The sequence below is a fragment of the Thermus sp. NEB1569 genome (genome assembly GCF_022385295.1).
Lineage (GTDB): Bacteria > Deinococcota > Deinococci > Deinococcales > Thermaceae > Thermus > Thermus scotoductus.
Genome location: NZ_CP092445.1, coordinates 43,393 through 57,699, shown reverse-complemented (window position 1 = coordinate 57,699; position 14,307 = coordinate 43,393). Strand labels below are relative to the sequence as shown.

At 65.8% G+C, this 14,307-nt stretch carries 19 protein-coding genes; 11 read left to right on the top strand and 8 right to left on the bottom strand.

Going from position 1 to position 14,307, the window contains the following annotated elements:
* Positions 1-44 precede the first annotated feature (44 nt).
* Genes MI302_RS00800 through rpmB form a run of 3 tightly spaced genes read right to left on the bottom strand, consistent with a single transcriptional unit; the run spans position 45 to position 2,195 of the window.
* Positions 45-1,142 carry an AI-2E family transporter gene (locus MI302_RS00800; protein WP_239725936.1) on the bottom strand — a complete coding sequence of 366 codons (1,098 nt, stop codon included), beginning with the start codon at positions 1,140-1,142 and terminating at the stop codon, positions 45-47.
* 4 nt (positions 1,143-1,146) lie between these two features.
* Positions 1,147-1,842, bottom strand: coding sequence for a M23 family metallopeptidase (locus tag MI302_RS00795; RefSeq protein WP_239725935.1), 696 nt, complete (start codon positions 1,840-1,842; stop codon positions 1,147-1,149).
* A 56-nt stretch (positions 1,843-1,898) separates the two neighbouring features.
* Positions 1,899-2,195, bottom strand: a complete 297-nt coding sequence (gene rpmB / locus MI302_RS00790; RefSeq protein WP_015718306.1) for a 50S ribosomal protein L28 — start codon at positions 2,193-2,195, stop codon at positions 1,899-1,901.
* A 73-nt stretch (positions 2,196-2,268) separates the two neighbouring features.
* On the opposite strand from rpmB, the gene lspA reads away from it, so the two are divergent.
* Positions 2,269-2,718, top strand: coding sequence for a signal peptidase II (gene lspA / locus MI302_RS00785; protein ID WP_239725934.1), 450 nt, complete (start codon positions 2,269-2,271; stop codon positions 2,716-2,718).
* 60 nt (positions 2,719-2,778) lie between these two features.
* Positions 2,779-2,997 carry a DUF2283 domain-containing protein gene (locus MI302_RS00780; protein ID WP_015718308.1) on the top strand — a complete coding sequence of 73 codons (219 nt, stop codon included), beginning with the start codon at positions 2,779-2,781 and terminating at the stop codon, positions 2,995-2,997.
* A 4-nt stretch (positions 2,998-3,001) separates the two neighbouring features.
* Here the strand turns inward: MI302_RS00780 and aspC are convergent, their stop codons facing one another.
* The gene (gene aspC / locus MI302_RS00775) at positions 3,002-4,159 is read right to left on the bottom strand and encodes an aspartate/prephenate aminotransferase (RefSeq protein WP_126208780.1); all 1,158 of its coding nucleotides are present in this window, start codon (positions 4,157-4,159) and stop codon (positions 3,002-3,004) included.
* 29 nt (positions 4,160-4,188) lie between these two features.
* Between aspC and MI302_RS00770 the strand changes: the two genes are divergently transcribed.
* Positions 4,189-4,500 carry a nucleotidyltransferase family protein gene (locus MI302_RS00770; protein ID WP_126208781.1) on the top strand — a complete coding sequence of 104 codons (312 nt, stop codon included), beginning with the start codon at positions 4,189-4,191 and terminating at the stop codon, positions 4,498-4,500.
* A gap of 96 nt (positions 4,501-4,596) precedes the next feature.
* On the opposite strand, the gene MI302_RS00765 is transcribed toward MI302_RS00770, so the two are convergent.
* Entirely contained in the window at positions 4,597-5,517 is a 921-nt protein-coding gene (locus MI302_RS00765) for a diacylglycerol kinase family protein (RefSeq protein WP_239725933.1), read from the bottom strand.
* Between the two features lie 17 nt (positions 5,518-5,534).
* Between MI302_RS00765 and MI302_RS00760 the strand changes: the two genes are divergently transcribed.
* Positions 5,535-6,182 carry a histidine phosphatase family protein gene (locus MI302_RS00760; protein ID WP_054391528.1) on the top strand — a complete coding sequence of 216 codons (648 nt, stop codon included), beginning with the start codon at positions 5,535-5,537 and terminating at the stop codon, positions 6,180-6,182.
* Between the two features lie 47 nt (positions 6,183-6,229).
* Positions 6,230-7,084 (top strand): GNAT family N-acetyltransferase, encoded by an 855-nt coding sequence (locus tag MI302_RS00755; RefSeq protein ID WP_239725932.1) that lies wholly within the window; start codon positions 6,230-6,232, stop codon positions 7,082-7,084.
* Here the strand turns inward: MI302_RS00755 and MI302_RS00750 are convergent.
* Positions 7,054-7,935, bottom strand: coding sequence for a histone deacetylase (locus MI302_RS00750; RefSeq protein ID WP_239725931.1), 882 nt, complete (start codon positions 7,933-7,935; stop codon positions 7,054-7,056). The genes MI302_RS00755 and MI302_RS00750 overlap by 31 nt on opposite strands.
* A gap of 30 nt (positions 7,936-7,965) precedes the next feature.
* On the opposite strand from MI302_RS00750, the gene MI302_RS00745 reads away from it, so the two are divergent.
* Positions 7,966-8,589 (top strand): metallophosphoesterase, encoded by a 624-nt coding sequence (locus tag MI302_RS00745; protein WP_026329078.1) that lies wholly within the window; start codon positions 7,966-7,968, stop codon positions 8,587-8,589.
* Here the strand turns inward: MI302_RS00745 and MI302_RS00740 are convergent.
* On the bottom strand, positions 8,573-9,025 hold the full coding sequence (locus MI302_RS00740; RefSeq protein ID WP_126165103.1) for a tRNA (cytidine(34)-2'-O)-methyltransferase: 453 nt from the start codon (positions 9,023-9,025) through the stop codon (positions 8,573-8,575). The two genes, MI302_RS00745 and MI302_RS00740, sit on opposite strands and share 17 nt — an antisense overlap.
* Before the next feature lie 3 nt (positions 9,026-9,028).
* A complete protein-coding gene (locus MI302_RS00735) occupies positions 9,029-10,588 on the bottom strand; it encodes an ATP-binding protein (RefSeq protein WP_239725930.1) in 1,560 nt (519 codons plus the stop codon).
* 218 nt (positions 10,589-10,806) lie between these two features.
* Here MI302_RS00735 and MI302_RS00730 point away from each other — a divergent pair, with 218 nt between their 5' ends.
* The 5 genes from MI302_RS00730 to MI302_RS00710 are packed head-to-tail and all read left to right on the top strand — an operon-like array spanning position 10,807 to position 14,289.
* Positions 10,807-12,135, top strand: a complete 1,329-nt coding sequence (locus MI302_RS00730; RefSeq protein ID WP_239725929.1) for an ammonium transporter — start codon at positions 10,807-10,809, stop codon at positions 12,133-12,135.
* Positions 12,132-12,482: a P-II family nitrogen regulator gene (locus MI302_RS00725; protein ID WP_028493696.1), complete on the top strand. Its 351-nt coding sequence runs from the start codon at positions 12,132-12,134 to the stop codon at positions 12,480-12,482. Before MI302_RS00730 ends, MI302_RS00725 begins: the two co-directional genes overlap by 4 nt.
* A gap of 4 nt (positions 12,483-12,486) precedes the next feature.
* The gene (locus MI302_RS00720; RefSeq protein WP_239725928.1) at positions 12,487-13,392 is read left to right on the top strand and encodes an HrcA family transcriptional regulator; all 906 of its coding nucleotides are present in this window, start codon (positions 12,487-12,489) and stop codon (positions 13,390-13,392) included.
* Positions 13,382-14,053, top strand: coding sequence for a molybdenum cofactor biosynthesis protein MoaE (locus tag MI302_RS00715; RefSeq protein ID WP_019551270.1), 672 nt, complete (start codon positions 13,382-13,384; stop codon positions 14,051-14,053). The genes MI302_RS00720 and MI302_RS00715 overlap by 11 nt, the downstream gene beginning before the upstream one ends.
* A gap of 11 nt (positions 14,054-14,064) precedes the next feature.
* Positions 14,065-14,289, top strand: coding sequence for a hypothetical protein (locus MI302_RS00710; protein ID WP_239725927.1), 225 nt, complete (start codon positions 14,065-14,067; stop codon positions 14,287-14,289).
* Positions 14,290-14,307 lie beyond the last annotated feature (18 nt).

The following is a 14,307-nucleotide window of genomic DNA, read 5'->3' as shown; positions in this document are numbered from 1 at the left end:
CCACCCCGCCTTGGCTTCGCCAAGGCGGGGACCCCGGCTATAACCTAGCCCTCCCGGTAGAACCGGCTTTTCTTGTAGTACTCCTCCAAAAGCACCTTGAGGAAGGCAGCGGTGGGGACTCCCAAAAGCGCTCCCCATAGGCCAAAGAGGGTGGCCCCCACCAAGATGGCGGCGATGGCGGTCACCGGATGAAGCCGGGTGGAGCGGCCCACGATCAAAGGCCCCAAGAGATTCCCCTCCACCTGGTTGGCAAGCCAGAGGACCAGGAAGGCGAGGAGCACCTTAAGCCAGCCCCCGGTGACGGCCAGAAGGAGGGCGGGCACCCCGGAGACGATCACTCCCACAAAGGGGATCAGGTTGAAGACCCCCGCCAAAAAGCCCAGGCTGGCGGCCAGGGGAACCCCCACCAGCCATAGCCCCACCCCCACTATGAGGCCCACCAAAAAGGCCACCAAAAGCTGCCCCCGCACATACCCCCCCACGCTTCGGTCCAGCTTATGGGCCAGCTCGGCCACCAGGGGCTGGTAGGGTTCCGGGAACACCCTCAAGGCCGCCTGGGCCAGGCGAGGAAGGTCATAGAGGAAATAAACGGAAAGGGTAAGGGCGGTGAGCAGTTGGAACGCCCCACCCAGCAAGGAGATAAAAAAGCCCAAAAGGTTCCCTCCCTGGCCTATGAGGCCCTGCAGCCAGCGGACCAGCGTGTCCAAGAACCCCTGGACAAGGCCTTGAAAACTCTGGCCGGCCTCGGCTAAAACGGGCTTCAAGGTTTCGGGGATGGGAATGGCCCGTACACGGCCCGGCAGGTCTAGAAGCCAGGCAAGAAAGGGATCCAAGAGCCGGGGGAGTTCCTGAGCCAGGCGGGAAAGCTCCAAGACCGTTTGGGCGGTGAGGAAAGAGGCCAGCCCACCAAGAAGGCCCAGGCCCAGATACACCAACACCACGCCCAGGAGCCGGGGAAGCCTTTTGCCTTCAAAGAAGCGCACCACGGGATGGGTGAGGTAGGCGATGGCAAAGGCGGTGAGGAGGATGGAAAGGGCAGGCCAGGCCCGGAGGAGAAAGCGGTAGAGGAGGAAGAAGAATAGGAGGTAAACGAGAACCCGCACATACGGGTTCTCCCAGACCCGGGCGAAGGCCTCCCGCATAGGGCTATTGTAAGCGGAAGAAGGCTTTGGCCTGCTTTAGGAGCTCTTCCCCCTCCAGGCCCTGAAAGAGGAACCTCCCCCGGTCGGGCTCCCCTTCCCAGATCTCAAAAAGAAGCCTGGGAGCCCCGCCCATGAGCCCGGTGCTACCCACATAGCCGACGGGATCCCCCCGGTATACCCTCTGCCCCACCTTAAGGCCAGAGTAGGGCCCCTCGAGGTGGGCGTAGACGCTGGTGCGGCCATCCGGGTGGCGGATCCAGACCTCGAGGCCCCTTAGGAGGTCCATCTGCTCCGGGGAAGCCCCGTTTCGCACCGCTTCCAGAAGCCTCTGGTACTCCTCAGCAGAGGGCTCCTTGTAATCCCCCTCCACCCTCACCACCTCTCCCCCAAAAGCGGCCACCACCCCCATCCCCCGCACCACGGGCACGCAGGCATCCCCTTGGATGAACACGAAGCCTGCGCTCACCCCCTTGCGGTAGGGACGGGGCGCACCCGGAAGGTTTTCGGGCCTGGTGGGCAGGCAGGCCCCCGGTAGGGGAAGAACATACCCCTCGGGCGCCAGGGCCGCCTTCTGGCTTAGAATCCCCACCTCCTGGCGCAGGCTGGCAAGCTGCCTTCCCCTTAGGGAAAACCCCAGGGTGACCACCAGGCTGTAGAGGGCCAGGGCCAGAAGGAGATAATGCCCCGGCTTCCAGACCATGAACCCATGCTACAAAAAAAGCCCCCCAAGGGGGGCTTTTCCAAGGGAGGAAGGCCTTAGAGTAGCTTCAAGAGCCTTTCCTTGATCTCCTTGGCGGAAAGGCCCTCCAGTTTAAGCCCCTTGGCCCGGTCCAGAAGCTCGTAAACCTTGGGAATATGGCTCGCCGCCACCCGGAAGGTGATCTCCTGGCCGGCCACCTGGACGCGGATCTTCTGCAGGTTGGGGTACTGCCGACGCTTGGAAATGCCGGTGGTCTTCTTACCCACGCCCCCTTCCCGCTTCGCCTTACCCCGCCTTTGGATGCTATTGGCCACGATGGGCCTCTTTCCGCTAATCTCGCACACCTTGGACATAAAACCCTCCCGTGCCCGAAGGCAAACCCTATGGAGTATAGCACAAAGGGGGGCATTGGGTAGACTCTAGGGGATGCCCACGATCCTGGTGCCCCTCCTCCTCGCCTTTGACCAGATCCTTAAGCTCTGGGCCCTGGAAAACCTCTCCCCGGTGCCGAGGCCCTTTCTGGGAGACCTCCTCTACCTCACCCTGGTCAAGAACACGGGGGCGGGCTTTGGCCTTTTCGAGGGCCGGGCCTTCCTCCTGGGGTGGCTCAGCCTGGGGGTGGGAACCCTCCTCCTTTACCTTCTGGCCCGAAGGCGCTATGTCTTCTGGCAAACCCTGGCCCTTTCCCTCATCACCGTGGGGGCTCTGGGTAACGGGATAGACCGCCTGGGCCGCGGCTGGGTGGTGGACTATCTGGACCTGGGAACCTCCATCCCCCTTATCGCCACCTTCCCCGTCTTCAACCTGGCGGATGTGTGCGTGACGGTGGGGGCGGCCCTGCTCCTCCTGGCTCCCAGGCAGAAGCGCCGCTTCTAGAGCCCATGGAAGCCCGGGACAAACCCATTCGCCCCAAGGGGGGACTGAAGGAGGAAAACCATGCGCATCACCTATGACCCCGAGGCCGATGCCCTGTACATCGCCTTCGGCGAGGGGCCGGCCACCGTGGAAGAGGTGGGAGAAGGCATTGCCCTGGACTGGGATGCCGAGGGAAAACTTTTGGGCATCGAAATCCTGGATGCCAGCAAGCGGCTTTCTGACCCCAAGGCCCTAAGGCGCTTCTCCCTGGAGGCCCTCCCGGTCTGGGATGGAACCTGAGGGCCTAGACTCTTTGCAAAACCCGCGCAAAGCGCTCCAGGGCTTTCCTCAGGTTTTCCTCGCTGGTGGCGTAGGAGAGGCGCACGTGCCCAAAGGCGGCGAAGTCCGTGCCCGGCACCACCGCCACCCCCCCTTCAAGGAGCCTTTCCGCTGCTTTCACCTCGTCCTCGGCGAAGGGGGAGGTGTCCAGGAGGACGTAGAAGGCCCCGCTCGGGCGCACCGCCTTCAGCCCGATCTCGGAAAGCCCCTTAAGGAGAAGGTCCCGCCGCCTCCTGTAGGCTTCCCGGGCCATCTCGATAAAGGCCCTCGAGGCCTCCTGGTTGGTGAGGGCCTCGAGGGTGGCCCACTGGGCGATGGTGTCGGGGCTGGTGGTGGACTGGCTGGAAACGTCCGCCATGGCCTTGATGACCGCCTTGGGGCCACAGGCGTAGCCGATGCGCCAGCCGGTCATGGCGAAGGCCTTGGCCGCCCCGTTCACGGTGATGGTGTGCTCAGGCGCCAGCTGCCCCGGGGAGAAGTGCTCCCCCTCGTAGATGAGGTGCTCGTAGATCTCGTCGGAAACCAGGTAGAAGTCGTGCTCCAGGGCAAGCCGGGCCAGGGCCTCGAGGACCTCCCGAGGATAGACCGCCCCCGTGGGGTTGTTGGGGGAGTTCACCACCAAGGCCTTGGTGCGGGCCGTGATGGCCCTTTTTACGCGCTCGGGGTCGGGCACGAAGCCCTCCTCGGGAAGGGTTTCCACCTCCACCGGCACCCCGCCGGCAAAGCGCACCATCTCCGGGTAGCTCACCCAGTAAGGAGCCAGGACGATCACCTCATCCCCGGGGTCCAGGATGGCCTGGAAGAGGTTAAACAGAGCCTGCTTCCCCCCCACGGTGACGATGGTCTGGTCCGGGGCGATGGCAAGGCTATTCTCCCTTCGGAACTTCTCCGCCAGGGCCTCCCGAAGCTCGGGAATCCCTGCCGGGGGCGCATACTTGGTCTTCCCCTGGGCCAGGGCGCGCCGGGCTGCTTCCTTCACGTGCTCGGGGGTGTCAAAATCCGGTTCCCCCGCCGTCAAGGCCACCAGGTCCACCCCCTGGCGCCTAAGCTCCAGGGCCCGGGCGTTCACCGCCACCGTGGCCGAGGGTTTCATGGCCCTAACCCTTTGCGAAAGGCCGCGCATGGCCTAAGTATACGGGCTACAATGCGTGGGTGGGGGAAGGAGCCCGCGAGGAAGTGCTTAAGGAGGCCTCGAGGCGGGTGGCAGAGCTCCTCAAGGGAAGGCGCTACCGCCTTTACCTTTTCGGCTCCCGGGCCCGGAAAGAGGCCAGCCCCCGCTCGGATTACGACCTGGCCCTCTGGGCCGACCCGCCCCTGGACCTGGCCACCCTGGCCCGCATCCGGGAGGCTTTGGAAGAGCTTCCCATCCTGCAAAGGATAGACCTGGTGGAGCTCTCCTGGGCCCCAGGGCTTAAGAAAACCGTGGAGGAGGAGGGGATCCTGATTGCAGAAGGAGAGGTTTAGGGAGCGCCTGCACCTTTTCCGCCGGCTTTTGCTGAGGCTGGAGGAGGTGGAAGGAGGAGACACCTAGGCCCACTAGGTTCTCCAAACCTCCAGGCCTCAACCCGCTCCCACCGGGCTTAAAAGGGGCCTTTCCCCCTTCTGCCCTGCCCTGCCTCCCACCACCCTAAGGCCCAAAGGCTCCACTCGGGCCCGGTAAAGGCGAGTCTCAGGAAGAAGCTCCCCGTCCGCATGGGCGGGGACAGGATGGGCGAACTCCACCACCACCTCCCGGCCCGCAAAGGCCACCACCTGGGGATGGGAAAGATGCCTGCCCAAAAGGAGCCGGGGCAGGATGAAGACCACCCCGGGCCGGGTGAAGGAACGGGCCAGGATCACGGAGAGAACGCCATCCCGGGGGTCGGCCATAGGGGCGATGGGGATACCTCCCCCGTAGGCAGGGCCATTCATCACCGCCACCAGGAGAAGAGGCCCCCGGTGCACCTCTTCCCCATCCACGGCCACCCGCCCCTCGGGCAGGCGAAGCTCCTTAAGCACCCCGAAGAGGGCGTAAAGGTAACGGGGCATGCCCCGGAGGAAAGAGGGAGCGGTGAGGGCCTTCTTGGCCACCAGGGCATCGAAGCCGATGCCCAGGGAGGCCCCAAAGGGCTCGCCGTTCACCCAGCAGAGGTCTATGGCCTCCTCCTGGGCAAAGAGGGCCAGTTCCAGGGCCTCCCTCCAGGGAAGCTCCCTCAGGCCCAGCATGCGGGCGAAGTCGTTGCCGCTACCGATGGGCACCACCCCCAGGACCTTTTCCGTGCCCGCCAGGCCCCTCAACACCTCGTGCACCGTGCCATCCCCTCCCACGGCCACCACCCTAGCCCCTTCGGGGGCATTCCGGGAAAGCTCGGTGGCGTGGCCCGGGCCCTCGGTGAGGAAGGCCTTCGCTCCTTTTTCCCGGGCAGCCTTGAGGATGAACCCGGAAAGCCTCCCTACCTTTCCCCGTCCCGCCGCTGGGTTCACGATGACCCACCTTTCCACCCCCGTATTCTAGGGCTATGGGTCTCCTCGGCCACTTCCTCAAGGGACCCCACCCCAAAACCACCCTGCTCCTCACCCGCGCCGGGCCGGTGGAAAACCCCGAACACGTGCTTTACAGCCATCCGGGCCTTCCCCTTTCGGAACAGGGCAGGCAGGCCCTCCGCTCCCTGGCCAGGCTGGCCCGGCGCTACCCCGTGGCCTGGGTCTACGCCGCCGACAGCCTGGCCGAGGCCGAGGCGGCCGGGCTTCTTGGGGAAGCCCTTGGGGTGCCTTTTGCCCTTCTCCTGGAACTGAGGGAGCGAAGCTGGGGGGAATGGGAAGGACTGAGCTTCGCCGAGGTACGGGAGCGGTATCCGCAGGAAGTGGCCGCCTGGCTGGAGGACGAGGCCGGCTTTGCCCCCCCGGGTGGGGAAAGCTTGAGGAAGGCCTGGGAAAGAGGGCGGGAGGCGATCAGGATCCTGCTTGGAAAGCATCGAGGCCAGGCCCTGTTGGTGGTGGGGAACTGCACCCTAAACCGCGCCGCCTTGAGCCTGGCCCTGCCCCTTCCCGTGGAAGAAGGCCTCAGGGTGGAGCAGGACTACGCCCGGCTTTCCGTGGTGGAGTTCTACGGCGAAGAAGGAGTGGTGAAGGCCCTCAACCTGGGTCAGCTTGAGGAACAAGCTTGACATTTGTCCCTGGCCCCGTCCCGGGGAACGGGGAGTAGACTAGAAGCATGATCCGGCCCGTGGCCCGCCAAGATCTTCCTGGGCTCCTAAAGCTCCTCCGCTGGATGGACGAAAGCCCGAAGCGGGGGGTTCTGGCCCCTGAGGCCCGGGACCTCGAGGGCCTGGCCGAGGAGCTGGAGGACGGCTTGGTCCTCTTGCGGGATGGGGAGGTGGCGGGGTACGTGGGCCTTTATGCCTTTTGGGATGGAGCGGCCCTCGAGGGGCCCCTGGCCTACCGGGAGGAGGACCTTTTTCCCCTTCTCCAGGCTGCGGAAAAGCGGGCCAGTGAGCTTCACCTGGAGCGGCTTTACGCCTTCCCCCGGGAGGAAAACCACACCCTGCGCCAGGTGCTGGAGAAGGCCGACTTCGGCCTTTTGCACCTCACCTACTTCTTCGTGAAAAACCCGGAGGGCCTGGACTACCCGCCCCCTGAGGGCGTGGTCATCCGAAAGGGTTTCCCGGGCCCCGGGGTTTACCGGGAGCTTTACCGGGAAAGCGAGGAGGGCTGGGCCCTGCGCCTCAAATGGACGGACGAGGAGCTTTGGGAACACTTCCAGGATCCCTATGTCCACCTCCTGGTGGCCTACCGGGGGGACGAACCCGTGGGCCTGGCCGAGGTGGAGCTGGAGGATAAGGAGGCCAGCGTGGCCTATATCGGCGTGGTGCCCAAGGCCCGGGGCCAGGGCATCGGGCGGGCCCTCTTGGCGGAAGCGGCGAAGCTGGCGCAGAAAAAGGGCGCCACCCTCCTGAGGGTCCGGGCCCACGACCACGAGACCGGGGCCCTGGAGCTTTACCGCAACCTGGGCTTCAGCCTCGAGGAGGCGGCGGCCACCTACGCCAAGGAGCTTAGGGCGAGCCGGTAGGTTTGGGCGTGGGCCTCCACGGTGAGGCGGGGGTCACGGTTGTACCCCCCGCCCATGACCACCACCAGGGGCACCCCAAGCCGCCTGACCAGGGCGAAGACCCTTTGGTCCCGCTTTTCTACCCCTTCCCGGGACAGGGCGAGCCTCCCGAAGCGATCCCCCTTCAGGACATCCACCCCGGCGCTGTAAAAGACGAGGTGGGGCCGGAAGCTTTCGGCCCGCTCCAAGGCCTCGTCTAAGGCCCTCAGGTAGGCCTCGTCCCCCACCCCGTCCGGCAGGCCCACGTCCAGGTCGCTCGTCTCTTTCTTCAGGGGGTAGTTCCGCTCCCCGTGGAGGGAGAGGGTGAAGACGGAAGGGTCCTTCTGGAAGAAAACCGCGGTGCCGTTGCCCTGATGGGCGTCCAGGTCCACCACCAAGACCCTCCCCGCAAAGCCCCTGGCCCTGAGCCAGCGCACGGCCACCGCCACATCGTTAAAAAGGCTGTACCCCTCGGCCCGGTCCGGGAAGGCGTGGTGGGTGCCCCCGGCGAGGTTGAGGCCGAGGCCTTCCCTTAAGGCATCCTCCGCCGCGAGGAGGGTTCCTCCTGCGGCATGGAGGGCCCTACGGAGAAGGGAGGGGGTAAAGGGAAGGCCAAGCCGCAAGGACTCTTTCCGGGAAAGCCCCTCCCGGAAAAGCCTCTCCAAATAGGCAGGGTCATGGGCCAGGAAAAGGGCCTCCCGCGGGACCTCGGGAGCAGGAAGAACGGGGAGGAGCCCCTTCAGGGCCTCGGCCACCCCTGGATACTTGTAGCTGGGGAAGGGGTGCCCCTCGGGCAGGTCCAGGGAAAGGTGGGCCGTGGAGTAGGCCTTCACGCCCCCATTCTGGCAAAATGGGGAGGAAGCGTGCGGCTCCTCCTCCTTTCCGACCAGGTCCACCCCCACATCCATTCCCCCCGCTTTCCCGAAAACCTCCCCTCCTTTGACCTGGTCCTGGCGGCGGGGGATCTGCCCGGGGAGTACCTGGAGTACGTGGCCACCAAGGTTCAGGTCCCGGTCCTTTTCGTGCCCGGAAACCACGGGGAGGAGTGGGTGGGGGAGGCAGGGCAGCGGAGGCGGCCTGGAGGGGTGGTCAACCTCCATGGCGGGCTCTTCCGCTACCGGGGCCTCCTCCTCTATGGCATCGGCGGCGTCCCCTGGTACCGGGAGGGAGAGGGGCAGCTTACCCCAGGGGAGCTCCTCCGCCTAGCCCTGAAACCCTTCCCCATAGCCTTCCCTCGGAGGCTTCGGAGGGGGCATGGGGTGGACATCCTCTTGACCCACGCCCCACCCCCGGGGCCCACGGCAGGAGGGGACTTCGCCCACCGGGGGGCCTCCGCTTTCCTCCTCTTCCACCGCCTCTTCCGGCCAAGGCTCCACGTCCACGGCCATACCCCCCTCCTGGGGGCAAACCCCAAGAGGCAGCATCGCACCCCCTTGGGCGTGGAGGTGGTCCACGCTCAAGGCTACGCCCTCATAGAGCTACCCTAAGCTGGCGGTAGGCCTCGTAAGCGGCCACCCCCACGGCCACCGCCAGGTTCAAGGAGCGCACCGGCCCCGGCATGGGGATGTACACCCCGGGGAAAAGAGTCAGGACCTCTGGGGGAAGCCCCCGGGTTTCGGGGCCAAAGAGGAGGTAGTCCCCGGGCTGGAAGCTCACGCCATAGAGGCAGGTATCCCCCCGGGCGCTAAAGGCCCAGACCCGGGCACCCGGGGGCAGGCTTTGCCAGAAAGCCTCCCAAGTATCGTGGAGGCGCAGGTCCACATGCGGCCAGTAGTCCAGGCCCGCCCGCTTAAGCCGAGGGTCACTCAGGCGGAAGCCCAAGGGGCGGATAAGGTGCAGGGGCCAGCCCAAGGCAGCAGCGGTGCGGGCGATGTTCCCGGTATTCTGTGGGATCTCCGGCTGGAAAAGGACCAGGTGAAGCATGGCCTAGACCCGCCTCCGGTAACGGGTAGCGGCTCCCCGGCCCGTCCGCTCCACCTTGCCTTCCCGGATAAGCCGGTTCAGCAAGGCCAGGGTTGCCCTGGGGGTAAGCCCCAGCTGGGCTTCCACCTCCCGCCGGGAAAGGGGATTGGCCAGGAGGCCCAAGGCCCTTTCCCCCAAAGGATCGCGCCGCACCAGGTAGTACCTTCCCCCTTCCTTGCGCAAAAGGCCCATGCGCTCCATCCGGGTGAGGACCTTGCGGGCAGCCTCCAAAGGAAGCTGGAGGGCCCGGGAAAGCTCCTCCAAGGTGGCCTCCCCCACCCTCCGCAGGTGGCCCACGGCGATGAGGTGGTCCAGGCTGAAGCCACCCAGGCGCTCCTGGGCCTCGGCCAGCTCCCGCACGAAGGCCTCGTCCAGCTCCGGGTTGTAGAGGACCAGGGTGAGGGCCTCGGGGAAAAGGTGGTACTCCGGGGGCTCCTTGCCGTACTTGAGGAGGAGGCGGTACATCTTGTCCACCCCGCTTCCCGCCCGCTCCACGTAGCCAAGCCGGTAGAGGGCCTCGGCCAGACGGGGATTCCGCCTTTTCGGGGGGTGGCGGAGGATGTTTTCCGGGGTGATGCCGGGAGGGAAGCCTCCCGGGTTGGAAACCTCCAGGCGATCCGGGTAGTGGTGCACCTGGATGGCATCCGGGCTTTGCCAGTCCCGGTGGACCAAGGCGTTTAAGAGGGCCTCCCGGTAGACTTCCTGGTCAAAGTCCCAGACCTCGAGGCGGAACAGGCCCACCGTGAGGTAGCGCACCCGGTTCCTGGCCTGGATTAGGTCCCTAAGCCGCTCCAAAAGGGCGGGGATGGAGCGCAGGATGTCCTCCCTGAAGGCGTAGCCCTCCGGGCCCTCAAGGTAGCCATCCGGCTGACCGTGGAAGTAGTAGCTCACCTCCGCCTGGGGAAGAAGCCGCTTCAGGGCCAAGGGGGTTCCCGCCAGAAGGAGGCCCGCCACCGTGGGCTTATCCTCTCCCTCCACCCGCTCCAAAAGCCCCAGGGCGAAGAGGAGTTCCAGGTCCGGCAAGGCCGCCAGGTTGCTTCCCCGCTCCTCCAGGATGCGCCTAAGGCGCAGAACCTCCACCGGGTCCAGGTCGGAAAGGCTGGCCGCCGGCAACACCTGGGCGGTGAAGTCGGGCTCCGGCAGGGCCTGGCCCATCCTCAGCTCCGTGAGCCTCTTACCGTCCCAAAAGGGCACCCTCCCTGCCCCCACGGCGATGGCCGCCGGGCTCTGCGGTACATGAAGGGCCAAAACCCGTCCCATAGGCCCCTCGATCACCTCCACATAGGGCAGGAGAAGCCCCTGGGTGAGCTGGAAAAGGGCATGGGTGATCTGCAAGGGGTGGATCTCCGAGGCCCCCACCACCCGTCCCTCCCCATCCACCCCCAGGAAGAGGATCCCGCCCCGGTGGTTGGCTAGACCTGCAGCGTAGCGGGCCAGCTCCTCAGGGGAAAGGTCCGGGGGCAGGAAGAGGGTGCGCTCGTCCTGTCCCAAAGAAAGCCGCTCCAAGAGTTCTTCCCACGTCACGGGCCTCAGTTTAAGGGGAGAGGCCCGGGGCCGACGGGGTGGCATCTTGAGAATGTTGTTCAGCGCTGGGTGAACATTTGCGCACTTTTGCACTGACACTTTGCACCATAGTCGGTTTTGATTGGCTATATGTCTCGCTACTATTTGTCAAGTGTCAAGTTACTGCTTGACATTATGCACACCCGGTGCTACCCTCAGCCCTAAGGGGGTGCAGGACCATGCGGAAGACCCTATTTATAGCGGCAAGCGGGCTTTCAGGACTGGCCTTGGCAGAAGGGGTGGATGGGGCAGCCACGGCCTGGATGCTGGTTTCCACGGCCCTGGTGCTCCTCATGACCCCGGCTTTGGCCTTTTTCTACGGCGGCCTGGTGCGGAGCAAGAACGCCTTGAACACCATGATGATGAGCTTCGCCGCCTTGGGCTTCGTGGGGGTAGGCTGGGCTCTTTTGGGGTACAGCCTGGCGTTTGCCGAGGGTGGTCCCTGGCTGGGAGGCCTAGGCCACGCCCTTCTGAAGGGAGTGGGCCTCGAGGCCAAGGGGGAGATCCCCCATCTCCTCTTCATGGCCTTCCAGGGCACCTTTGCCATCATTACCGCCGCCCTCCTCACGGGGGGCATGGTGGAAAGGATGCGCTTTCCCGCCCTTCTTCTCTTCCTGAGCCTCTGGGGGCTATTGGTCTACGCTCCCCTGGCCCACTGGGTCTGGGGTGGAGGATTTTTGGGCACCTTAGGGGCCTTGGACTTCGCCGGGGGCACGGTGGTGCACATCAACGCCGGCATCGCCGCCCTGGTGGGGGCCCTGGTCCTGGGGGCCCGGAAGGACTACGGCCGCCAGGCCATCCTGCCCCATAACGTCCCCTTCGTACTCTTGGGGGCAGCCCTTCTTTGGTTCGGCTGGTTCGGGTTCAACGGGGGAAGCGCCCTGAGCTCCGGAGCCCTGGCCAGCCTGGCCTTTGTGAACACCCTCCTCGCCCCTGCGGCCACCCTCACCGCCTGGGCTCTTCTGGACCTCCTGCGCACCGGCAAGGTCACGGCGGTGGGCCTGGCCACGGCCATCGTGGTGGGCCTGGTGGCCATTACCCCGGCAGCGGGGTTCGTATCCCCCCTGTCCGCCCTGATGCTGGGGGCGGTGAGCGCCTTCCCCAGCTATTTCTTCCTGCTCTGGCGGCCCAGGACCCGGCTGGATGATTCCCTGGATGTGTTCGGCGCCCACGGGATTGCGGGCATCACCGGCGCTCTCCTCACCGGCCTCCTGGCGGAGAAGGCCTGGAATGGGGTAGCCGACGGGCTTCTTTTCGGAAACCCCGCGCAGCTTGCCATCCAGGCCCTGGCGGTGGGGGTGGCCGTGGCCTACTCCGCCCTCGGCACCTTCCTCCTTCTGAAGCTGGTGGGTCTTTTCACTCCCTTGCGGGCCAGCCCCAAGGAGGAAGGGCTGGGCCTGGACGTGACCCAGCACGGGGAGGAAGCCTACGTGGAAGGCGAAGGGGCCATCCTGGTGCTTTCCGAGGCCAGCCCCCCTGCCCTCAAGCCTGCAGGAGGTAAGGCATGAAACTCATCGTGGCCATCATCCGGCCGGAGAAGCTCCAGGACGTGCTGGAGGCCCTCTTCAGGGCGGAGGTGCGGGGGCTTTCCATCAGCCGCATCCAGGGGCACGGAGGGGAAACGGAAAGGGTGGAAACCTACCGGGGCACCACGGTGAAGATGGCCCTGCACGAGAAGATCCGCCTGGAGATCGGGGTGTCCGAACCCTTCGTTCGGCCCACGGTGGAGGCTATCCTCAAAGCCGCCCGCACCGGGGAGGTGGGGGACGGAAAGATCTTCGTTTTGCCGGTGGAGAAGGTCTACCGGATCCGCACCGGGGAGGAGGACGAGGCCGCGGTAACCCCGGTACAATGAGGATGTGACGGCTAGGCAGCGGGCCATCCTTCACCTCCTGGTGGAGGAATACATAAGGACCAAAACCCCGGTGCCCTCGGCGAGGCTCGCCGAGGGGCTGGGGCTTTCCCCTGCCCTGGCGCGCTATGAGCTCATCGCCCTCGAGGAGATGGGCTACCTCTCCAAACCCCACGCCTCCGCCGGAAGGGTCCCCACCCGGCAGGCCTTCCGCCAGTACTCCCTTTCCCTCCTCCCCCCAAAACCCCTTCCCGAGGCCACCCAGGAGCGGCTCCAGCGGGCCCTGGAAGGAGCCAAAGAGCCCGAGGCCTTCTTGGTGAAGATGGCCGTGGGGCTTTCTGGGTACCCTGCTCTTCTGCGCTTGAGGCCCAGGAACTCCCCCAAGGTGCTCCAGGTCCACCTCTCCCCCCTGCCGGAAGGAACCCTGGCGGTTTTCGTCCTGGAAGGGGGAAGGGTGAAGGAGGCCCGCCTTCCCCTCAGCCTTCCCACAGAGCGCCTAAGGAAGGCGGAAGAAGCCCTCTCCGGACCCTTTGCCGTCCTGCCCCCGGCCCCCAGGGGCCTGGAGGAGCTTTTCGCCCATCTCTCCCGGGCCCTTTCCGCAGGCCTTTCCCTCGTCTACCGCGAGGGGCTGGCCGAGGCCTTAAAGGAACCGGAGGCCAAGGATCCCGGCTTTCTGGAGCGCCTGGTGACCCTTTACGAAGCCGGAGGGGACGAGGCAGTCCTGACCCCTCCCGGCCGGGTGGACGTGCGGGTGGGGGAGGTGGAGGGCCTTTCCCAGGTGCAGGCGGGCTTCGCCCGGGGGGAGTGGCTGGGGGAGCTGGTGCTCCTGGGGCCCATGCGCATGCGCTACCTCGAGGCCCTCTCCGTGGCCTCGAGCCTCAGCCGGGTCTATACTGGGCAGCATGCGGGTTGAAGTGCGGCTCTTCGCCCTTTACCGGGAACAGGCGGGCACGGACCGCCTCTTCCTGGAGCTTCCCGAAGGGGCCCGGGTCCTGCACGCTAAAGAAGCCCTGGAGAAGCGTTTTCCCGGCCTAAGGCTGGAGGGCGGCATGGCAGCGGTAAACCAGGCCCTGGCCCAGGGGGAAACCCCCCTAAAGGAGGGGGACGAGGTGGCCTTTCTGCCCCCGGTCTCGGGAGGGCAGGACTCCTACGGCCTCACCCATGAACCTTTGGACCTTAAGGCCCTGGTGGACTGGGCCACCGCCCCCGAGTACGGGGCGGTGGTGAGCTTCCTGGGCACCACCCGAAGCCCCAACCGGGGGGAGGAGGTGGCCTTCTTGGAGTACGAGGCCTATCCCGGCATGGCGGAAAAGGTCATGGCGGAGATCATCGGGGAGATGCGCTCCCGCTGGCCCCTGGGCCGGGTGGCCCTCTGGCACCGCCTGGGCCGGGTGAACCCCGGGGAGGCCTCCATCGCCATCGTGGTTTCGGCCCGGCACCGCAAGGAGGCCTTCGCCGCCTGCCAGTACGCCATCGACCGGGTAAAGCAGATCCTCCCCGTCTGGAAGAAGGAGCACCGGCCGGATGGCAGCTTCTGGGTGGAGGGCTTCTCCCCGGAGGACCACCGCCTCTAGGGCCCCAAGCCATGGCCTCTTTTTCCTTTCTTCTGGGCCTCCTCCTCCTGGTCCTCTGGACCTTACCCCTCCTTCTGGGCTTCCTCTCGGGCCGGGCCTACCGGCATGGGCGCACCAAGGTGGGCCTGGGCCTTCTCCTCTTCGGGGGCTTCCTGGGGCTCCTGGCCCGGCCCAGGCCCTTGGGGCTTCTTCTTCTCCTCCTGGGGCTAGGTCTGGGTTACGGGCGGCTACGCTGAAAAACCCCGGCGAAAGCC